This window comes from Marinobacter sp. F4206 (assembly GCF_019392195.1).
Classification (GTDB): domain Bacteria; phylum Pseudomonadota; class Gammaproteobacteria; order Pseudomonadales; family Oleiphilaceae; genus Marinobacter.
Genome location: NZ_JAHXKI010000002.1, coordinates 2,281,271 through 2,296,275, shown reverse-complemented (window position 1 = coordinate 2,296,275; position 15,005 = coordinate 2,281,271). Strand labels below are relative to the sequence as shown.

9 protein-coding genes are annotated in these 15,005 nt (G+C 56.5%); 4 read left to right on the top strand and 5 right to left on the bottom strand.

Annotated features, from left to right (window positions below):
• Positions 1-22: 22 nt before the first annotated feature.
• The 4 genes from KZO34_RS12815 to KZO34_RS12800 form a co-directional block, all read right to left on the bottom strand.
• Complete coding sequence (locus KZO34_RS12815) at positions 23-1,462, bottom strand: arylsulfatase (protein ID WP_219477014.1); 1,440 nt, start codon at positions 1,460-1,462, stop codon at positions 23-25.
• A gap of 287 nt (positions 1,463-1,749) precedes the next feature.
• On the bottom strand, positions 1,750-3,069 hold the full coding sequence (locus KZO34_RS12810) for a phospholipase D-like domain-containing protein (RefSeq protein WP_219477012.1): 1,320 nt from the start codon (positions 3,067-3,069) through the stop codon (positions 1,750-1,752).
• A gap of 545 nt (positions 3,070-3,614) precedes the next feature.
• Positions 3,615-4,520, bottom strand: a complete 906-nt coding sequence (locus KZO34_RS12805; protein WP_219477011.1) for a substrate-binding periplasmic protein — start codon at positions 4,518-4,520, stop codon at positions 3,615-3,617.
• 128 nt (positions 4,521-4,648) lie between these two features.
• On the bottom strand, positions 4,649-5,332 hold the full coding sequence (locus KZO34_RS12800; protein WP_219477009.1) for a PEP-CTERM sorting domain-containing protein: 684 nt from the start codon (positions 5,330-5,332) through the stop codon (positions 4,649-4,651).
• A 406-nt stretch (positions 5,333-5,738) separates the two neighbouring features.
• Between KZO34_RS12800 and aupA the strand changes: the two genes are divergently transcribed.
• The 4 genes from aupA (at position 5,739) to KZO34_RS12780 (ending at position 13,304) form a co-directional block, all read left to right on the top strand.
• Positions 5,739-7,076 (top strand): alkane uptake protein AupA, encoded by a 1,338-nt coding sequence (gene aupA, locus KZO34_RS12795; protein WP_219477007.1) that lies wholly within the window; start codon positions 5,739-5,741, stop codon positions 7,074-7,076.
• A 14-nt stretch (positions 7,077-7,090) separates the two neighbouring features.
• Positions 7,091-10,366 carry an Ig-like domain-containing domain gene (locus KZO34_RS12790; protein ID WP_219477005.1) on the top strand — a complete coding sequence of 1,092 codons (3,276 nt, stop codon included), beginning with the start codon at positions 7,091-7,093 and terminating at the stop codon, positions 10,364-10,366.
• 158 nt (positions 10,367-10,524) lie between these two features.
• Entirely contained in the window at positions 10,525-12,819 is a 2,295-nt protein-coding gene (locus KZO34_RS12785) for a molybdopterin-dependent oxidoreductase (RefSeq protein WP_219477003.1), read from the top strand.
• Positions 12,820-12,839: 20 nt separating this feature from the next.
• Complete coding sequence (locus KZO34_RS12780; protein ID WP_219477002.1) at positions 12,840-13,304, top strand: DUF2489 domain-containing protein; 465 nt, start codon at positions 12,840-12,842, stop codon at positions 13,302-13,304.
• 329 nt (positions 13,305-13,633) lie between these two features.
• On the opposite strand, the gene KZO34_RS12775 is transcribed toward KZO34_RS12780, so the two are convergent.
• A complete protein-coding gene (locus KZO34_RS12775) occupies positions 13,634-14,998 on the bottom strand; it encodes an HDOD domain-containing protein (RefSeq protein WP_219477000.1) in 1,365 nt (454 codons plus the stop codon).
• Positions 14,999-15,005: the final 7 nt, after the last annotated feature.

Below are 15,005 nucleotides of genomic sequence, written 5' to 3'. Positions count from 1 at the left end.
GGGAATGTGGGTCCCCTTCTCGCTATTCTGGCACCGGTTGGTATGGTTCTGGCGCAGGGAACGGCACCGGGGGCTCCTCTTTTAGCGTTCCTTGGAATTCTAGGATTCGTTCGGTGACAGCAGGAAAAACCCACGTCAGGTTCTGAGCGCCTGTATTGTTCGCCCCGCCGGCGATCCCAAACAGTTCTTTGGGATCCCTAAGTAAATTGTGCACTCTCGGGAAGTTATGGGCGACCGGAGTGTCGAACATGCTGTCCTGTTGCCAGTAGTGAACCTTGAAGTTCCGCCACTTATACGATTGAAGACGGTTGCCGTTGTAGGCTGGAAATCCCTCCCGGGCGGAGTGCTCTGTCTGCCCCGTGAAGAACGGGAGTTGATCCACCCCGTCAATCATCCTGTCTTCGGGAACCTTATATCCTGCTGCGCTCGCCAAGGAGGGAAGTATGTCAACCATGTGGACAATCTCATTGCTAACCATGCCCTCAGTAATATGGCCTGGCCATCGGATCAGAAACGGCGCTCGCAGCGAGCCTTCCAGGGTGGTGAAATAGAAACCACGCCAATAGCCTGCGGTCCCAAAGTGGTTCGGGGCCTCCTCCGGGCCGTTGTCACTTGTCCAGATGACGATGGTGTTGTCCCTCAGTCCGAGCCTGTCAATCGCGTCCAGAATCTGGCCAGCGTTGTAGTCCACCTCCGCCAACATATCCGCCCATCGGCCATTTCCTGTTTTCCCCTCAAAATCAGGGTGCGGTATGGCGGGTAGGTGAGACTGGGTGTAGGGCAGATAAACGAAGAACGGGGCGTCATCGGCGCTGGCCTCTTCCATAAACGCGATTGCCCGTTCAGTCAGTTCCCGGTCAATCATCGGCCGAGTCGTCAAGTTGTAGTCTTTGACGGCCGTAGGTGCTTCGCCCCGATCTGCTTCAACAATTTTGGGTGCCTCAACCACTTCCGGGTCGTAGCCAAACTGCGAGGTGTACTGCGATTCGTCCGTGGTGTTTGCGATGCCGTACCACTGATCGAATCCCTGATCTGTCGGGTAGCGGCCTTCTTGATCACCGAGGTGCCATTTTCCAAACATGCCAGTGCGATAACCCGCCTCCGACATCAGTTCCGCTATTGTGACCTCCCACCCAACGAGACCATAAGGCAACCCCCAAACCACCTTGGTTGTTCCCGATCGAATTGGGTGTCGCCCAGTCATCAATGCGGACCTGGATGGTGTGCACTGGGGTTCTACATTGAAATTCAGAAGTCGGACGCCTTCCTCTGCCAGCGTGTCGAGGCGAGGGGTTTGCGCACCGCGAAGCGCTCCACCACCGTAGACGCCAATTTCTCCCCAGCCAAGGTTGTCCATCATCATGAACACGACGTTCGGTTTAACACTCTCGTTTGCCCAGGCGAAGGTAGTTGCGAGAGAGCTAATCAGCACGATCACCGAAAAATTTTTTACTGGCGTCATTGTGGGGGCCTCCGCCTTTGTTACTCGGATTAGTGTTTGCTGGAGTTAATCATTTGGAAAGTATAGCCAGCGTTCTCGAAGGCGTTATCAAGAGAGGCAATCAGTAGCAGATTCGGGGGTCGAATTACCCCAAAGGTGAGAGGCGCTAATGTCCGCTTTTGTTTAGGAACCAGGGAAGGTAGCGGGTCAAAAAGCAGACATTCGGAAAGAACGATAAGCGCCCACAACAGGGGCCAACCGAAGGTTGGAGTTGTTTGTGCTGGTGATGGGGAAATTTGTCCCCAGCATCAGAGCGCGCCCTCAATCGGCAAATGTGAGAAGAACCAATCTTCGATGCGCTGCATCAACGATGTGGCTGGCTGGATTTCAAGGGTGCGATCATCGGCCACCCAGTAGACTTTGCCGTTTTCCCGCAGCTCCAGGTGCCACGCGTTTGCGGTCGAGAAGTCACCTTCCAACGCCTCACGAACGTTTTTGTTGAACTGATTGCTTATGACGAGCAACCCCATTTCCGTATTGATGCGCAATGAACGTGGATCCAGGTTTGCACTGCCGATGAACACCTTGTCGTCGTCGATCACCAAGGCCTTCGCATGCAAAGCCAGCTGTTTGCGGCCTATCGGTGTCAGCATGTAGCGTTCTCGGTCGCGAGCATTTGTGCGCACCTCACTCAGTTCCGCCCCCATCTCGAGCAGAGTGTAGATGTGATTGCGATACGCGCTGTGGGCGACCAGATGATTATTAGATCCGATGGAATTGGTCAGTATGCGCACCCGAACACCGCGATCGAGAGCGCGTTTCACCGCGCCCTCAAGATCCGGAGTGGGTATCAGATAAGCCGACACAATCAGAATCTCCGACTCGGCAGCGTCGAAAAGAGTGATAAGTTCATTCGCTACCTGAATCGGTTCCTCTTCCCGGTTCTTGGGGTTGTCCTTGGGCGGCGAGTCCGAATAGAGAATGGTCTTGCCCGTATCTGCCTGCTTGATAATTTTTCGCCACATAACCATCAGGTCTTCGACCGGCATTTCGACATGCAGATGCTGCGACAAGTCGGTGACGCGCCGGGCTTCGGCGAGTTGTTCCTGTGATGCTTTTTTATGGGACAGCGTCTCTATCGGGAACGACCATTGGTCGTTCCAATAGTCATCAAACGTCGAGCTGATCTCCTGAACGATTGGGCCGCCAAGCAGCAACTCCAAATCGCGAAAGTTAAAGGTATCGCTCAGGCCAAAGTACTCATCCGCGATATTCCGACCACCTACGATTGCAACCCGATTATCAACCACCATGGCTTTGTTGTGCATTCGGTGATCGAGCCGTCGGAATTCCGATAGGTTGAGTAGCTGGCGCGTCACTTGCCCTCCCGAGCGACGCTTGAACGGATTAAAAACGCGATACTCTATATTCGGGTGCTCAGCGAGCGCCAGAAGCAGTTCGCCTTCATGAACCAGAAAGGTATCGTCGACGAGAATCCGCACAGTGACATTCCGATCCGCCGCTCGGACAATATGATCCAGAATCATCGCACCTGAGGTGTCGAAGAACCAAAGAAAGGTTTGTAAATCAATGCTTTCAGACGCACTGTCGATGGCTTTAAGTCGCACGTCCAATGCCGTGGGCCCATGATCAAGCAAGGAATGCCAGCTCATAGAGGCCGAGGCGTCGACAGCGTCCCAAAATGTGGTGTGTGCTGGAGGAGCGGTGTACTCTGGTGGCCGCTCAATCGGCTTTAACGAGGAGCACCCCGCGCCAACCAGAATCAAAAGAACCAGGCAACACAATCGTCGTGAGAGACAAGTCAGATGAGTATCCATACTTAACTTCGATTTCGCTTTCCTGGCGTCTCAACGGAAAATAGGCAGGCAACTAATTTCAGACTGCGAATGGTGCACAGCTCATAAAACAGTAGCTTATCCGGGGCCTAATTTCCTTTCCGTGTCATCGTCTGACGTCTGCGACTTTTTCCCCCAATCATACTCCATGAAGCAACAGTGCTTGGCCTGGAGGGAACGATCATGGGATGACTCGAATGTTCGCTTTTGTTTAGGTTCGGACACTTTATGGTTACAAAGCGCGGCCACTTTATGGTTTCACTACCATGCCGGCTTCCCCGGCCTTTCAGGGCGTTGCGCCAATCCGCACGTTTGTTTCAGCTTTCCTTTTGCGGCTCACAAGAAAGGGGCCGAAGCTGAAGGTCGTTTTGCGTTGCCCGATTCTTTGCGGCCGAAGTACAAACATAGCGTTGAACGATCGCCTGGAAGCTACCGTCATCCAGCATGGATTGGAGCGCCCGATCGAAACGCTCTACAAACTCGGGCGTCACTAACTTCTTAGAAAATATAAAGTACGCGGGTTCGTTGGAGACCACGATCGAGCTTGCACCGATCAGACTGGAAAACCCTAGCTTCTGAACTTCGTACAACCCCGTCAATTCGTTGGCAATCACCCCGTCAACCCGGTTACGAGCGAGCATCCTCCAAAGCAATTCACGCTGGGATACATACTCGAGATTTTTTTCGTAAGCCGGGTCTCCGACCAGGGCGTCGTATTCCTTGCTGTAAGAAACGTCGATTTGTACCCCAAGCTTGAACCCCGAACCCAAGACCTCCCGAAGCTCGGCAAACTCAAACTCGGTCTTATCCGACTGGCGAGTGAACAGGATATTGGGAGAAACCAGCCCAACCACGCTGGAGTAGTACGCGTACTGTTCCCGATCCGGAGTACGATACGCTCCAGAAAGCATGCCCAGCCGCCCCTGCAGCAACTCCAACAGCGCTCTCGCCCAAGGCAACTTAACCAGTGAAAGACGGCATCCCAATCGCCTCATCACCTCCCGGCTGATATCGGCATCAATACCGATAACCTCCCCGCCATGATCCATGAAATAGGGTGGATCATCGTCCCAGCGCAAGGTCATGGTGCAGTCAGCAAAGCTTGGAGTGACGAAACCCAACGTTGCAATTACAGCGATAGCTGCCCCGCACAAAAAACGCCTCACTACGCCTGCGGGCGGAGATCCAACTCTTTTTTTCCTTGAATACATCTTGAAAGCCATTCAGCAACGCTCAGTCGATCCTAATATAGCTCGACTCATGTGCGCCGGAACAGGCTTTATCGGCAGGCAATCCAGCAGGCATAAAAAAGCCCCGGAACCCGGGGCTTTCGGTTCTCTGCCTGTCAGGGTCAGTGTTTCCTGAATCGACGCCTGCAACCTAAAGCGAACAGGCCAACCCCCAGCAGGGCCAGGGTGCCGGGCTCCGTTACATCGACGGTCCCGCCGATCGGCGCAACATGACTGATTGTGAATCCGTCACTGGGCAGATTGAATCCGGCTGAGAGGAGTGACGTGTCGATCACCGCCCAGTTCCGGTCCGGGTTGTTCTCGAAAAGCCCGTACCACCCGGCATTCTTGATAAAGAACAGCCCCGTAGGGCTCGACAGTGCAAAGGCTATGACGCTTGAGCTACCGTCAACCGTAGTGTATGACTGAGTTTCGACCTTATCTCCTTCCTCATAAGTCGTTGAGCTCTCGCCCAGACTCGAGAGGAGGTTATTGATCCAGCACAACTCGGTGCTCGGACTGTTTCCGGAACCACAGGTGCCGGCGGGGTTTGCATTCAGATCGTCTGTTTGCCCCAGCAAGGTGTCCGCACCGCCAACATCCTCCGCACCGATCATATAGGCCGAAGCCGAACCAACCCAGGCGAGGCTCACAGCCAGAACCACAGACTTTGCGATTAACTTCATATCCTTATCTCTCCCAGTAGGGACTAATAAATCCAAACGCTTGATCCTGTGAAATACAGGCCCTGCAAGCGAGTCCTCACTGATACCACCCAAGAAGTTCAGGCGAGTGATTTCGCGCATTTGCCTTACTACTGCACGGTTCACGCCAAGAAATCATTAACGGATAGAATTCAGGGTGATAATCGAATCTGAAAAACCATCAGCCTGAGAGATGTAAAGATTCTCGACAGGCTGACACAGGCGCATTACAGCCTTTTCCGTTTTGCGCCATCTCACATTCCCGGCAAGGAACCACACCAATCCCATACAAAACGAAACATGCATTCGCCAATTAACCCCCTGTTTTCAGGTAACTTTTAAATACCTCTTATGCCCACGTGGTTTTGCAGACACCAAGCTGTGTCAAACAAGCCAAAGTCCTGATAAGACAAGCGCCATACACTAAAACTGAACAAACGTACCAGTCGTGATTCCGCTCCGGCCCAACGACATGCGTATAAAAACAACGAGATGATGGAGTGTATCAATGGTTTCCACCTCCCGGTTTTCAGTACGGGCGATGTCCCTTGCCGCTGCAACAATATCCGCCAGCCTTGCCATGTCAGCCAATGCCAGTATGGGCAACCTCGGAACTACCTATGGTGTTATGCCGGTCGACGTTGCGACCGCGCAATCGCTGTCGATGTTTAACGATCAGGTATCCGCCACCTACTACAACCCGGCCTATCTCACCAAGGACACCCGGGGCGAGTTGACCACGGGCATCCTTCATGCCGAACAGGAGCTGCGGTCAGCCAATCCGAATGCCGACGGCGACGTGCTCTCTAATTCCCCCAGTCAGCACGTACTCATCGGCATGAAGACCAACCTCGGTTCACTGACCCGGTTCAAGCATCCGATCTACCTCGGTTTCATTGCAGGTGTCGAGAAATATGGCAAGGAGATGCTGGCCTTCAGTTCGGAAACCACTGAAAGCGGGCAGTTTCTGCAGTACGGCAAGGAACCCCTGTTCCTGAATATCGGGGGCGCCACCCCTATCTGGCGTGGCATTTCCGCCGGCGCTTCCGTGCGGGTCACGCTCGAAGCGGCCGCCAAACTGGATGCCGTCTCGACCCTCGGTGGTGAAACCAGCCGCGAGCGGCTGTCGGTCAATGCCGAGCCGTCACTCAAGACCATTCTGGGCACCAACATTGATCTGGGCAGCACCTTCTGCCCCGGCTCCGACTGTTTTCTTGATGGCTGGGAAACTGGGCTGACCTATCGGACCAAGTCTGCGGCCTCCACCGCCATCGATTCCAACATCATTGTGACCCAGACCATTCCGGACCCGGGCCTGAGCCTGGCAGTATCGACTATTGATTCGTTCCAGCCCGAGACCCTGGCGATCGGCACCCAATACCAGGGCGATAACTGGCGTGTGGGCGGCTCTATTGAGCAACAGAACTGGTCGGAACTGGAGGACGAGTTCGCCGGTGACACTATCAAGGATCAGCAGTCCGCCGCTCCCGGTGACCGCATCCGATTCGATGACATCCTGATCCCCAGACTCGGCGCGGAATACGACCTCAACAAGAACTTTGCCGTTCGTGCCGGCGTCGCGTACGAGGAATCCCCCCTGAAGTCCACCCGCAACCCCGAGATCAACTACCTGGATACCGACAAGATCGTCGTGGGTCTGGGCTTGAGTGCCACCTACGACCGCACCCGCCTGCTCGCCTACCCGGTGCGCCTGGACATTGGGTATCAGTACCAGCAGCTCCAGGAGCGGGATTTCACCCTGGTCGATTACGACGGTAACGAAACCGACGTAACCGCCGACGGTGACGTTCATGTAATCAGCGGCTCCATCACCCTGAAGTTCTGAGGAGAGGTTCTGCCATGAAATACAACAAGACTCTGGCACTGATTCCAGCGATGCTGCTCGCCGCCTGTGGCGGCGAAGAACAAGCCATGAACGAGCCAGCCACTCCAGGCTTGGTGTTCTACTCCTATCCGGCGGATGGCCAGGCGGGCATCAGTCCCGCCGCCAGCATCATTGTTCGTTTTTCTCATGCCATTTCAGATGAGGAAGCCGACCTACAGCAAAAAATCCTGGTCACCGACGGGACCAGTCCCGTTGCTTTCACCGTCACCAAGGTAGACGGCGGCCAAAGCCTGAAGCTGACGCCGGCCACTGAGCTGACAACGGGCACCGACTATTCCGTGACCTTCACCGATCCCCTGCTCGCCGAAGGTGCCCGGGAAATCACCACTCCGAATGCCCACGGCGCTGAAGGCATCCAGTTCTCGACTCGCGGCGGCTTCACCGGTATCGCAGGCCTCGACAACATGACCCCTGAGTTCGCGGTCGCCGAACTGGTTCCCTCCCCCGACAACCAGTTCCAGCCCATGAACTTCTCCACATTCCGGCTCACGCTGACCCAGCCTGTGCATCCGGAATGGAAAGCCATGGGCGGCCAGATCAGGCTGGAGGATGCCGCAGGTGAGACGGTACCGGCCACGGTGCTGGTCGATGGTCGCCGGATCACGGTGGATCCATGTACCGTTGAAGAACAGGCGATGTGCGGGACCAAGGCCGATGCCCTGACTGCAGGCAAAACCTATACCCTTCGGATTCAGGGGCTTCCGAGCCACACCGGCTCGGGAGCACTGGACTTCAGCCAGGAGTTTACCCCCCGAGAGACGAGCCCCACCGTGGTCCTGTACCAGGAAGTGATCGGTTCCGGGTTACTGGCCGGTAGCGGCGAATCCGGTGCCCAAACGTCCGTTCTCAATGGCCAGATTATCAACGGGGTTACCCTGAACTCCGTGCTCCAGGGTGTGGCGGGCCCGTCGCAGCAGACCGGCGGACTGTTCGCGGAACTTGCCTACGCCCCTTCGTTCGCGGCGGATGAACCCCTTCCCCTCCGGATTCCCAAGGGCAGCATCCTGACCAGCAGCAGTCTTGACGTAAAAATCAACGGCACTGTGCCGATTATGGACGCGAGGACCGGACAGCTGCAGACCACCGGTGACATTAATGTCACCATGCTCTCCGACGCCACCGGCTACCTGAGCCCCAACCCTTACACCGATGATCTGAGTGCTCCGCGCCATGTGAAGCTGTTCATGGATGTGGCCATGAACACCGAGGAGGCACAACCGAATGCGTCCCTGTCACAGGATCTGCTCGGCGTTGAACTCAGCGGTATTGCCATCGTGAAGGAGGGGGTGCTGACCATCGACGCCATTGGCGTTGTCGAGCCGGAACTCCTGGGCCAGGAATACACCGATTCCACCATTGCGTTCCGGATCGAAGCGGCCACGGACGCCGATTCCGCGCTTGATGCAGAGCAACTGAGAACACCGGATACCACCAGCCCGCAACTGGTGAGCTGGATGCCCGGCCCCGCCGATGCCATTCCGGCCACGCGCCAATCCATGCAGCGGCCAGGCGACCCGGTGATTCTGAACTTTGATGAGCCGCTGGATCCGGAGTCGGTCCCATACGGCGTAACCCTGTTTGAGGATGGTGTACAGCTTGAGGACGTCGACTCAAAACTGGATGGCACAGCAATCGTCCTGAACCCGGCCGGAGGCCTGAGGCACGGCTCAGAGTATACGATTCAGGTCGACGGTCTGATCGATCTGGCCGGCAACCCGGCTTCAACCAGAAGCCTGCAATTCGAGCTTGAGCCAATCGAAAATGAGGCGGCGCCGGTCACTCAAAGTTCTCCTTTCGCACTGACGACCTATCCGGGTTACCCGTGCGTTACCGAAGGTCGACAACTGGCCGACGACAAACATGGCTATTGCATCGACAAACTCAGCGAGGAAGGAAGCGAGCTTCCAAAGGATAACGACGGGAACCCCCAAACGCGGGACATTCTGCCCGTAACCACCATCCCGGCGGACCGACCAATCACGGTGGTTTTCTCCCAATCAATGGATCTCGAAACCATTCGAAAAAACGACACCTTTATTGTCCAGAAAGTGGATGAAGACGAGTCCGTGCTGGCGGAAATATCCGGTCGTCTGGAAAAGAACAATCAGAGAATTCGCTTCTACCCGGATACGCCCTGGGAGGCAGGCAGTCTTTATCGCTATACCATGGTGTCTGCCAAAAACGGCGACTGCACCACCGTCATCTGTGGTGAAAACGGAATGGCGTTGCAGACGGATTTGCTTTTGGACCCAACCGACAATGGCGGGCAACCCCTGGCCATCTATTTCCGTGGCACAACCGCCACCGATACGGTCTTCACCCCTCTCCGAAACCTCCCGATCCGGGATACCAACTCGAACTTCATCGTTGACGAAGCCATTGAGCCCTTCAACGCTGTTGCCGAAGAAACCGACCCTGACGGAAATGTCTTGAGTTACGCATCGCCCGCGAACGCCGCGAAGCTCCTCATGAAGAGCAATGCGGTTGTCCTGGGCAACGATGGTGGTTCGGAGGCCAATGCCAGAGTGGGATGCAGCTATGAGGGGGAGGAATGCCCCGATGAAAAATTTATTTATCAAACCTACGGCCTAAACACCGAAATCATCGGCCCTGAGATCGATCCAGTAACGGGCGAACCGACCGGGAACATACGCGTCCTGCTCTACCCGACAATGCTGGTCACCACCTCCGCGACCGTGTGGTACAACTTGCTTGGACCATCGGAATCAGTCACTGGCCCCCAGATTCTTCGCATGCGGTATGGACAACCAACTGAGGACAATCCCATGGGCCTGGTTGAGGGTCTGATCGTGGAAAACGACAACGGCCGTCCGGAGTTTCGCACCGAGGCAGAACTGATGCTCGATGCTCCAAATCTACACTTGCCGCTTGGAGATCTGCTTGCCCATAACCTGTTCAGTTATCCGTTCACGCTAAACCTGAGAGGAGAAATCACTTTCTTTGATGATGGACGAATGCAGATTGAACAGCGCAACACCAACACGCCATTCATTACCGTGGATGTTGCAGGGAGCAGTGACGGGGCTACCGGGCTTGTCGGCTTCATCAGTTGCCTCGGCGGGATCTTCACCGGTGGTGGCCTGGATGCCTGCGAGGATTTGGCAAATGAAAATGGCAAGGCCGTGCAACTGCCCCTCAAGATTCCTCCCCAGGGCGTCTATCTCAACTTCATCTCCAACCCGGTAAAGGAAATTCCTGCCCAGCAATAACCTCAGGCCCTTGCCTTTCAGGCCAGCTTTCGCAGCTGGCCTTTTTTTATGCCCGAAGCCGGGCCCGGCCATTTTCCCATCCCTGTGCATTCCTGCTAATCTGGTTGCGCGACGAAACTCCCTTATTCAGAACAATAACCTGCCAGGAGAGAGCATCCATGGAGAACGGCACTCACTACCGCACCTGCCATCTTTGCGAGGCCATGTGTGGCGTTGCGATAGAAATGAAGGATGGCCACATTGCGTCCATCAAGGGTGACGAAGAGGATCCGTTAAGCCGCGGGCACATCTGCCCCAAAGCCGTCGCTCTCCAGGATCTCCACGAGGATCCGGACCGGCTACGCAAGCCGGTCCGGCGAACCGACGACGGTTGGCAGGAAATGGAATGGGACGAGGCGTTCGAGCTGGTGGCAGACAAGCTGCATCAGACCCGAAAGGAATTCGGCCGCAACAGCGTGGGCGTCTACCTGGGCAACCCCAATGTGCACAATCACGGTTCGCTGGTGGCGACCATGCCTTTCCTGCGGGCCATCGGAACCCAGAACCGGTTTTCGGCGACTTCCAACGATCAGCTGCCGCACATGCTGGCGAGCCTGGAGATGTTCGGGCACCAGGTACTCTTCCCGATTCCGGACATCGACAACACCGATCTGTTCCTCTGCATCGGCGCCAACCCCATGGCCTCCAATGGCAGCCTGATGACGGTTCCCGATTTCCGCGGCCGGGTCAAACGGATGAAAGGCCGGGGCGGCAAGCTGGTGGTGGTCGACCCCAGACGAACCGAAACCGGCAAGCTGGCTGACGAGTTCCATTTCATTCGGCCCGGCAGCGACGCCTTCCTGCTCATGGCCATGGTGCATACGCTGTTTGAAGAGGATCTGGTCAACCTCGGGCCCGCCGAGCATCTGGCCAAAGACACCGATCTCCTGCGATTGGCTTCGCTGGCGTTTACCCCGGACGCGGTAAGCAGCCACACCGGCATTGCCGCTGAAGACACCCGCAATCTTGCCCGACAACTGGCCAACACGCCCAAGGCCGCGCTGTACACCCGCATGGGCACCAGCACGCAGGCCTATGGCGGGGTGGCCACCTGGCTCGCCTACTGCCTGAACATCTTAACGGGAAAGCTGGATACCCCCGGTGCCATGATGTTCACCCAGCCCGCCATTGATCTGGTCACCCTTGGCGCTATGGCGGGCCAGAACGGCCATTTCGGCAAACGTCACAGTCGCGTCAAGGGATTGCCCGAGTTCGCCGGCGAATACCCGGCCAGCACTATGGCGGACGAAATCCTGACCCCCGGGGAAGGCCAGGTTCGCGCCTTTGTCACCGTCGCGGGCAACCCGGTACTGTCCAACCCCAATGGCAAACGCCTGGAAAAGGCCTTCAGCGGGCTCGATTTCATGGTCTCGGTGGATTACTACCTGAACGAGACAACCCGCCACGCCGATGTCATCCTGCCACCAACCGCGGCACTGGAACGCAGCCATTACGACCTGATTTTCAGCATGTTCGCGGTGCGTAACTTCGCCAAGTACAGTGGCCCCCTGTTCGACGCAGGCCCCGACAGCCGCCATGACTGGCAGATCCTGCTGGAACTCGCCCATCGCCTGGAGAAACGGCGCAAAGATGGACGCCTTCCACTTCGGTCAGAACTGGGATGGCGTGCCTTCAAACAGATCGGTCCGGACCCGATCCTGGACCTGCTGTTGAGAACCGGCCCCTATGGTGCCGACGTCGGCCCTGTTCGCGGACTGGCTCAGCCAGCCATCGATCTGGTGATGGATATCCTGCCTGCGCGCCATCCTCTTCGGGGCCTGGCCAAGCTCAGTCCGCTGAACCGGCGCTGGCAGGCACTGCCCAAAGGCCTGTCACTGGCGGCGCTGAAGGATAATCCCAATGGCGTGGATCTTGGCCCCTTGCAGCCGTCGTTACCGGACCGCCTGTTCACCCGCGATGGACGGATCAACCTCGCACCCAGACGCTACCTTCAGGACCTCGATCGCCTGCATGAACGCCTGGCGCAGCCGGTCACCGACTCGCTGGTGCTGATTGGACGACGCCACGTGCGCAGTAACAACTCCTGGATGCACAACAGTCAGCGCCTGGTTAAGGGCAAGGATCGATGCACCCTGATGATTCACCCCAGAGATGCGAGCCGGCTGGGCCTCCAGGCCGGGGACTCGGCGGAAATCACCGCCGAGACCAGAAAGATCATTCTTCCCGTGGAAATCACCGAAGACCTGATGCCGGGTGTTGTCTCCGTTCCCCATGGCTGGGGTCACAATCGTGAGGGCACGGGCCAGTCTGTTGCGTCCGCTCACGCCGGTGCGAGCATCAACGATGTCCTCAGTGACGAGCAGATTGATCCGCTGGTCGGGACGTCCGTATTGAATGGTCAGTCAGTAACTGTCAAAGTCTGGCGTCCCGAGCGACAACGTAAACGCGCCTGACCTGAAACGAGGAGACCGGAATGCCATCCTGGCTGCAGTGGACCCTGATTATCGCAGGACTGATTGCTATCACACTGCTACTGGCCTTTATCCGCCGCCAGGTCGGCACCCTTGCCGAAAATCGCCGGCGTCGGCTCAAGGCCGAAGCCTTCCAGCAGAAACGCCGCGAGGACATGATTGACAGCATCCGTGTCATTGCGATGGCGGTCGAGACTGAGCAAGTCGAGTATTCAGAGGCGTGCCTCCGGATAAAAGGGCTGCTGGATCACGTCGCTCCCGAACTCCTTGAACAGGCACCGTTCCGGATTTTCCTTGAAGTCCATGAAAAGCTGGAACATATGCCCACCCATCGGGCCCGGCAGGCGACGGACGCGCGCTTTGTGGAGAAGATGGACAAGGAACGTTTTGAAGTGGAAAAAACCCATGCGGACGAAATCCGCCGTGCCGCCACCGCCATTCGGCATCACCAGTTCAGCGCAGAATAGCGAAAGACAACTCACCTACTGGTCGGACCGATTTTTTGTAACGGTTTGTAAATGGCAGTCCGACCTGATACTGCGATAACTGCTATAAATCATCGACTTCCGGAAACCTGAAAAGTTGACGGCAAACTCATTCCTTCAACTCCCCAACCATTGACTTTTCTTTTTGATCCCTTCAGCTAAATTGAAGGTAGGACGTTGCCTACTTCTGCGACGGCAAATGTCCTTCGTTGTTTTCTCCTGAAAAGTTTGGACGACTCTGCAACAAGCGGGTGAGCTTGCCGGCCTTAGGGCCGGCTTTTTTTGAGGTCAGGATAAAGGGAAGGGGGAACTTACTGACCCATCATTCCGGCCATGGCCATGATGCTGCTCTTGTTCTCCACCAGCTCGTCAAACTGTGCCTCGACCTGTTCACGATCAAGCCCCAGCTCCTCATACACCGCTTCACTGACGGTATCTCCCGCACCGAGAGCCACACCCCGGGCAGTCAACAACTGTCGCCCCAGCCAGAGCAACTTGGCATACACCTTGTAGGGGCCGTCGTAGGCCGGGTTTTTCTGGTAGCGAATGGCCAGTGTTACTTCATCTGGCATGCCCCAGTTCTCCATCAGCTGAGCTGCAATCTGCTCACGCGTAATGCCCAGTAGATAGTGCTCGGTAACCGAGGAATCGATCTCTGGATTGACTTCCAGGGACCTGCAGACCAGCTTGAAATGGGGCGGAAAGACCTGTGCCAGGACCAGATGACCAAAGTTGTGCAGCAGTCCGCCCAGGTAGGCCAGCCCGAATAAAGGCCGCTCACCGCGTGGCATCATGCTGGCGAGGATGCCCGCAGACTGGGCCTGCCAGATCGCCTGCTGCCAGTAATCAACGTAACCTTCCGGGTGATCCTGGGGCTGCTTCAGGGCCCGACCGAGCGACAGCCCCATGGCCAGGTTCATGACCAGATCAAAGCCCAAGACCCGGGAAACCGCGTCATGAACAGAACGTACCTGTCCCGCCGCTGCGTAAAACGACGAAGACGCCCAACTGACCACTTGCGCCGCAAGGCTCGGATCACTCTCGACAATATCCACGAGGTCGCCCATGACGGCATTGGGGTTGACCCGCAGGTGAATGATGCGCTGCGCCGTTTCCGGCAACGGCGGTAATTCCAGCGTGTCTTCCAGACGCTGCTGGATGCGCAGGCCGGTAAACTTCTTTATGGCGGAATGCAGCTGATCCCGGTCGCGGCCCCGATCGTCAAGATTGACTGCGATTGACGCCGGATCCACAGCAAACGCGAAGCGATCGGCGTCACGGGTCAAGGCCCGGAATTCATCCCCGGGTATCACCATCGCCAGATTCTGTTCTTCCAGCGCCAGGGCAACGGCCGGTAATGTATCAACGCGGCAATCGACGACGGTTGGCCACCCCGTCAGGGAAGGTAAGGCAGGCAACGTGGTTAATCCCGCCCGCTGGTTAACACGAACCTGATCGCGGCGCTTAATGAGCCGGAAATCCCGACCCAGATGTTTGTTCAGCTCTTCAAGATCAATCAAATCGTCTTTGCGGCATATCACCTGTAGATTGCCAGCCTCATCGCTGAGCAACATCATCCGCAGCAACTGGTCTCTGCCTGCCTGGCATGCACTACGCAGAGACACACCCGAGACGGAATCACCAAGGGCTTGCTGAACTGCGACAGGTATTTCCATAGTTTGC

What these genes read in the sequence shown, in the direction of transcription:
- KZO34_RS12815 (WP_219477014.1), bottom strand. Translation starts at nt 1,462, where the DNA reads ATGACGCCAGTAAAAAATTTTTCGGTGATCGTGCTGATTAGCTCTCTC.
- KZO34_RS12805 (WP_219477011.1), bottom strand. Translation starts at nt 4,520, where the DNA reads ATGGCTTTCAAGATGTATTCAAGGAAAAAAAGAGTTGGATCTCCGCCC.
- KZO34_RS12800 (WP_219477009.1), bottom strand. Translation starts at nt 5,332, where the DNA reads ATGCGCGAAATCACTCGCCTGAACTTCTTGGGTGGTATCAGTGAGGAC.
- aupA (WP_219477007.1), top strand. Translation starts at nt 5,739, where the DNA reads ATGGTTTCCACCTCCCGGTTTTCAGTACGGGCGATGTCCCTTGCCGCT.
- KZO34_RS12790 (WP_219477005.1), top strand. Translation starts at nt 7,091, where the DNA reads ATGAAATACAACAAGACTCTGGCACTGATTCCAGCGATGCTGCTCGCC.
- KZO34_RS12785 (WP_219477003.1), top strand. Translation starts at nt 10,525, where the DNA reads ATGGAGAACGGCACTCACTACCGCACCTGCCATCTTTGCGAGGCCATG.
- KZO34_RS12780 (WP_219477002.1), top strand. Translation starts at nt 12,840, where the DNA reads ATGCCATCCTGGCTGCAGTGGACCCTGATTATCGCAGGACTGATTGCT.
- KZO34_RS12775 (WP_219477000.1), bottom strand. Translation starts at nt 14,998, where the DNA reads ATGGAAATACCTGTCGCAGTTCAGCAAGCCCTTGGTGATTCCGTCTCG.